A 4,225-nucleotide genomic window follows, 5' to 3' on the forward strand; every position below is an offset into this window, starting at 1 on the left:
ATCTATGACATTTACGAGGAAGTGGTAGAGGTCTACATCTTGGAGGTAGAGGGGCATTACAACGATAAATGATAAAACTGTTATGGTCGAATATTGTGTTTACTGGTTAGAGAACGGCGAGCCTATGCACGAGGTGTTCTCTTCTCTTGCCGCCGCCGAGATGTACTCATGTGCGATAAGAGGGAAAGAAAACATTGAATGGGTGGAGGTGTCCGAAGAAGAAACCATTGATTTGGACGAACTGGAAGACATGTTCCCGGATGACTTCTGCGGCGTGTAATCCCCTTGGGTAGAAATGGGGTAGAATTTGTTAGGCTGTGGGGGATTTTCTAACACGCCGGGGCTTTTTGCTGGGCGGTTGGCGTGGATGTATTCCCATGCGGCATGTGTATATATAGCAAGAAGTGTCCTTGTCGGACAATTCTTGCTTTTCTCGCTTTGCTCAAAAAGATTTTAAGATTACCTTTGTGGCATGGAACTAAGACGGAACGAAAAGATTACATTCCGGTGTACCGAACTTGAAAAGGACGCACTTGCGGAGCAGGCAGCCCGGTGCAGTCTAAGCGTATCGGAATACTGCCGGAGTTTGTCCCTTGGGGGGCGCCCAAGGGAGAGGTACACCGAGGAGGAACGGCAGCTTCTCCGGGACATAGCCCAGTTGAAAGGAACGCTCCAACGGCTGAACAACTACTTCGGTGGTCGCCAGTACCGGGAAGTGTTCGAGGAGAACCGGGCACTAATTACAGAGCTCAAAAAAATACTCTCACGATGATAGGGAAAGGGAAAAGCATATCACATGGTGTGGCGGCATTGGAGTACGACCTCGCCAAAGAGATAAACGGGCAGGCAGTAGCCACCGAGATAGCCCGGCATGAACTTTATGGGTGTACTGGTGCGGAAATGGTGCAGGAAATGAAACCGTATCACATTGATTTTCCGAACGTAAAAAACAACTGCCTACGTTTCGAGGTCAGCCCCTCGATAGAGGAAAGCGCCACCTTTACGGATGCGGACTGGGCGGAACTTGGTAACGACTTCATGCAGCGCATGGGGTTGGCGAACCACCAGTACATCATCATCCGGCACAGCGGTACGGAGAGCAAGAAAGAGCAAGCCCACCTGCACATACTGGCAAACCGGGTTTCCCTTTCCGGGGAACTGTACCGGGACAACTGGATAGGGAAAAAGGCAACGGAAGCCGCCAATGCCATAGCCAAGGAACGGAACTTTGTACAGTCGCAGGACATTGGCAAAGTCAACAAAGCGGAAATCAAGGAAGCCATGGACGGCGTATTGAAGAAGATGCAGGGCTTTGACTTTACCAAATTCAAGGAAGAACTTGGTAAGAGAGGTTTTAAAGTCCGGGAAGCCAGGGCAAGCACCGGGAAACTTAACGGCTACTATGTCACAGCCCGAAGCGGTACGGAGTATAAGGCAAGCGAGATAGGGAAAGGCTACACTCTCGCCCATATCGAGCGGACACAAAGCAAACTGAAGTGCAACTCAATGAACATATCTCATGGAAACAAACTCACACCCGGAAGCGGCAGCTTCCAACGTTAAGCAGGGACAGTACAGCCCCCGGAAAAGAAAAGATACAACGCCAAGGGTAAACCCGCAGCTTGCGGTAGAACTGGTGTATCAAGAACTAAAGCGTGTTGAAGTCTATACGAAGCGCATAGAGGACGCAACAGCCCGAAAGGTACAAATAGACGGGAAAAGCCTTGAAAGTGCCGAAAATCGCCTAAAAAACGTGTTGGCGGACTTTGAACGGCAGGGGTACAGAATGAAAAACGGCGGTTATGTGGACAAACGAATTTCGTTCTACTCAATCCTTTGTGCTGTTATCTCCCTATTGTTCGCTTGTTTCATGTGCTATCTTTGGACGGATGCAGCCAAAGACCGGGACAACTACAAGCAGTATTATGAATACTACCAAGAGCAGGCAAGGGAACAAAAGGGGAATAAATAAACATCTAACTTTACGAATTATGGGAACAACGGAACACGAAGAACCCCGGTTCTTCTTCATACTGAACAAGGGTGCGAAGTCCGGCGGCGAAATCACCCATGCCGTCCTAAACGGTAGTATCGTTTCGAAGCCGGCAGGCTGGGACGCCTTTCATGGGCTTGCACTGGCGAGAGAGAAACTAAGCAGCGAGGAAATACAACAGCAGATGAAAGAACTTGGTGTAGAAATGGAAATCGTTCCTCTGATTTGACAAGATTACCCGGAGTGTTTCAGCCGGGTAATCTTGTTACTTATCCTTGATTTTCCCTTTAAGGGCGTTTATAATCCACCCTTTCGGATTGTTCTTTTCTCGTGATTTTCCGTTTAGGAGAGCCAGTTCTCCGATAAGGTCGGTTATCTTTTCTTGTGCCGTTATGAATGTCTCTTTGTTCCGGTTTATCTCTTCCGATGTGAAGCCGCAGGAATAACGGAGGTACTCGTACACATGGCTGTCTATCTGATATCGTGCTGTAACCTTTGCTTGCAATTCTTTCCCTTCCAGTTCTTCATCTCTGAACTGTGGTTGATAGACCGGGTAGAACCTAAACCCGGTCACCTTGCTACGTTTGTTGTTTGGGTTTTCACGCACTTTCACGTAGTTGAAAGTGTATGGGCAGCTCTCATCAAGCGCAGCCTTTGCTGGTTTCAAAACTCTTTCCTCAAAATGATCTATTCTGTCTTTTCCGTTCTTGTCCTTGTATTTGTCCGCAGGTATGCCAAGACGGTCTTTCAAGTTTTCAAGGGATATATCCAAAGGGTACACCTGCCCACTCATTAACATGTAAAACCTAAGGGAATACCCAGTAGGTAGCGCAAGAGCCTTGTTTAACTCAAATTCTCTGTACCCCTTGGCGAACTTGGTAAACACATCCCAAAGGTCGTTAGACACACGAAAGGTTATAATGCCAGTGCGTTTTTTATATTTTGGGTTAGATATAAATCCGCACTTCCACCATTCCTCGTCATCTTCGTAAGTAAAAAAACGTCCTGCCAAAGAATCGAGTGCGGCTATGATTTCATTGTAATCACGTCCGGAAAAAATAACGTCAGATACATGCATTTGTGCATCAACATCCCAAAGTCCATGCTCAAACTTGCGTTTCGTGCCTGCATAATCTTTCAGTTTTACTCCCTTTAGTTCAGCTTGGCACGCTTCCAGTATGCGAAGAACTATTCTTTGTTCGTGTATGGACATGTCTTGCTGTTTTGACCATGTATATACCCATGAAACAACAACATCTTTATTCTTGGTAATAGGTAGTTTCTTTTTCATAAACGATTGATTTGCTGCAAATATACACAATCCCCACATTAAAACAAAAAAAGAGGGGTAAAACTCCCAAAGTGTGGGGACTAATTTACTTTTAAACTCCCAAAGTGTGGGGACTAAACTCCCAAAGTGTGGGGAAACACATGTTCTAATCCCTTTATTTATGGGCGTTTGCGAAGAAGTGATAGAGCATATTACAGACGATGCTTATAACAGACAAGGGGAATTTATAGAGCTAAGTGGTTGATTTACTGTCGGAAAAAGAAAAACGATAGGGAAAAAGAGCAAAGCAAAACCAACCAACGGGCGGTAGGATTGGAAACGGGTTTTTATGGCGTGTACACGTTTGTGTACAAAATGTTTGTATTTTATTGAAATATAGCTATCTTTGTGCTGAATTTAAAAGCAAACAGATATGGAAGCATTATCAGTAAGAGAATACCGTAACAACCTCGCAGCGTCTTTCACCAAAGCTGACAATGGCGAGCAGGTACTAATTCGCAGGAAAAACGAGATTTACGCTTTGGTAAAAGTTGGTCGTGAAGATTTGAAGATAACCCCGGAGCTGCAAGCAAGGATTGACAAGGCAAGGGAAGAAATCAAATCCGGAAAGTGTGTTACCCTCAAAAGCAGTGAGGATATTGACGCTTATTTCGATAGTCTATGATGTACACAATTAGGGTTTCCGACGGGGTGGATAAGGTGATTGCCAAATGGAAGAAATCAAACCCCAATTTGTTCAAGAAGTATAAGAAAATCTACAAAGAATTGTTAGAGCACCCTAAGACTGGGCTTGGGCATCCCGAAGCGTTAAGGGGCGGTGGGGATATTACATGGTCTCGACACATTACCGCCCATGACCGGATAATCTATGACATTTACGAGGAAGTGGTAGAGGTCTACATCTTGGAGGTAGAGGGGCATTACAACGATAAATGATAAAA

At 45.7% G+C, this 4,225-nt stretch carries 8 protein-coding genes and 1 pseudogene; 8 read left to right on the forward strand and 1 reads right to left on the reverse strand.

The genetic code is table 11. The features are described 5' to 3' along the window. The 6 genes and pseudogenes from AB5935_RS23675 to AB5935_RS23700 form a co-directional block, all read left to right on the forward strand. Positions 1-72 (forward strand): annotated as a pseudogene (locus AB5935_RS23675) (type II toxin-antitoxin system mRNA interferase toxin, RelE/StbE family); the annotation flags it as partial. Positions 73-82: 10 nt separating this feature from the next. Next, positions 83-280: a hypothetical protein gene (locus AB5935_RS23680; protein ID WP_004295503.1), complete on the forward strand. Its 198-nt coding sequence runs from the start codon at positions 83-85 to the stop codon at positions 278-280. A 192-nt stretch (positions 281-472) separates the two neighbouring features. Further along, positions 473-772, forward strand: a complete 300-nt coding sequence (gene mbpA / locus AB5935_RS23685) for a mobilization protein MbpA (RefSeq protein WP_004327437.1) — start codon at positions 473-475, stop codon at positions 770-772. Then, on the forward strand, positions 769-1,563 hold the full coding sequence (gene mbpB / locus AB5935_RS23690) for a mobilization protein MbpB (RefSeq protein WP_007560590.1): 795 nt from the start codon (positions 769-771) through the stop codon (positions 1,561-1,563). The genes mbpA and mbpB overlap by 4 nt, the downstream gene beginning before the upstream one ends. Further along, entirely contained in the window at positions 1,520-1,972 is a 453-nt protein-coding gene (mbpC, locus tag AB5935_RS23695; protein ID WP_004295511.1) for a mobilization protein MbpC, read from the forward strand. The genes mbpB and mbpC overlap by 44 nt, the downstream gene beginning before the upstream one ends. A gap of 19 nt (positions 1,973-1,991) precedes the next feature. Continuing rightward, positions 1,992-2,222, forward strand: coding sequence for a hypothetical protein (locus tag AB5935_RS23700; RefSeq protein WP_004295510.1), 231 nt, complete (start codon positions 1,992-1,994; stop codon positions 2,220-2,222). Between the two features lie 36 nt (positions 2,223-2,258). Here the strand turns inward: AB5935_RS23700 and AB5935_RS23705 are convergent, their stop codons facing one another. Then, positions 2,259-3,284 (reverse strand): replication initiation protein, encoded by a 1,026-nt coding sequence (locus AB5935_RS23705; protein WP_004295509.1) that lies wholly within the window; start codon positions 3,282-3,284, stop codon positions 2,259-2,261. Positions 3,285-3,696: 412 nt separating this feature from the next. Here AB5935_RS23705 and AB5935_RS23710 point away from each other — a divergent pair, with 412 nt between their 5' ends. Beyond that, positions 3,697-3,948, forward strand: a complete 252-nt coding sequence (locus AB5935_RS23710; protein ID WP_368100924.1) for a hypothetical protein — start codon at positions 3,697-3,699, stop codon at positions 3,946-3,948. After that, positions 3,945-4,220: a type II toxin-antitoxin system YoeB family toxin gene (locus AB5935_RS23715; protein WP_004327436.1), complete on the forward strand. Its 276-nt coding sequence runs from the start codon at positions 3,945-3,947 to the stop codon at positions 4,218-4,220. The genes AB5935_RS23710 and AB5935_RS23715 overlap by 4 nt, the downstream gene beginning before the upstream one ends. Positions 4,221-4,225 lie beyond the last annotated feature (5 nt).

It is taken from the genome of Phocaeicola sp. RTP21198st1_B8_RTP21198_201120 (assembly GCF_040929485.1).
Lineage (GTDB): Bacteria > Bacteroidota > Bacteroidia > Bacteroidales > Bacteroidaceae > Phocaeicola > Phocaeicola dorei.